Raw genomic sequence first — 923 nt, 5'->3', positions numbered from 1 at the left:
ATGGACAGAGCATTCACCTGCTTTCCCTGCTCGAACACGCCTCCGGCGGTGTGCTGGCTCAATTGAAAATGAATCCCAAACAAACGAGCATCGAACCGCCATGCTGTTGCTTAAGTCGTTGATTGTCGATGGCATGGTGATTACTGGTGACGCCATGTTCTGCCAGAGGAAGCTCTGTCAGCAGATCATTGATTCTGGCGGTGACTATCTCATTACTGTCAAAGACAACCAGCCGGAGTTGAACAAGACTGTCAAGTCGGACTTCAATCCCGGCCTTTCCACCCTACAGCGAACGTCTTCGCCGTCAGCAGCTTGACGAGGTTCGCGATGTCGACAAAGGGCATGGGCGAATTGAGATTCGCCATCTTCAGTCCAGCAGCCGACTCGGTGGCTTTCTTGACTGGCCAGGGTTTGCCCAAGCGATTCGCATCGAGCGAACGCGAATCACCGGCGACGAACGGGTAACGGAAGTTTCTCACGCGATCACCAGCCTGGGACCCGATCGAGCCAATGCGAAGCATCTTCTGGATTTGAATCGCGGCCACTGGGGCATCGAGAATCGATTGCACTGGGTGCGTGATGTGACAATGGGCGAGGACAAGTGTCGTGCCCGCACTGGGCATGGTCCGGTAAATCTGGCATGCCTTCGCAACGCCAGCCTGACGTTTCTTCGCGACGCGGGACACAGTGGGATCGCCTCCGCCCTTCGGACCTTCGCTACCAAGCCAGCCGATCTACTCAAACTCTTATCCAAATTCAAAAAGTGAGTTGCCCTGGACACCCTGCCGACCGCTTACGCGCCATCGACGCATCCGAGGTCGAACCGTCATCCTTCAAGCGAGCGCCGCATGTCCGAGAGAACGGTGGTGATCAGCGGGGACGCGCGGGAGACATTGTGTTGGCCAACCCGCCATACTCGCGTT

The 923-nt window shown here is 56.6% G+C and carries 1 protein-coding gene; it reads left to right on the top strand.

Features of this window, described 5'->3' with window-relative positions; all coding sequences use genetic code 11:
- Positions 1-248 precede the first annotated feature (248 nt).
- Positions 249-767, top strand: a complete 519-nt coding sequence (locus tag CA13_RS35890; RefSeq protein WP_419195176.1) for an ISAs1 family transposase — start codon at positions 249-251, stop codon at positions 765-767.
- The last annotated feature ends 156 nt before the right edge of the window (positions 768-923 follow it).

The organism is Novipirellula herctigrandis (genome assembly GCA_007859835.1).
Lineage (GTDB): Bacteria > Planctomycetota > Planctomycetia > Pirellulales > Pirellulaceae > Novipirellula_A > Novipirellula_A herctigrandis.
The sequence above is the reverse complement of the archived record's forward strand: the minus strand, read 5'-3'. Positions and strand labels throughout refer to the sequence as shown.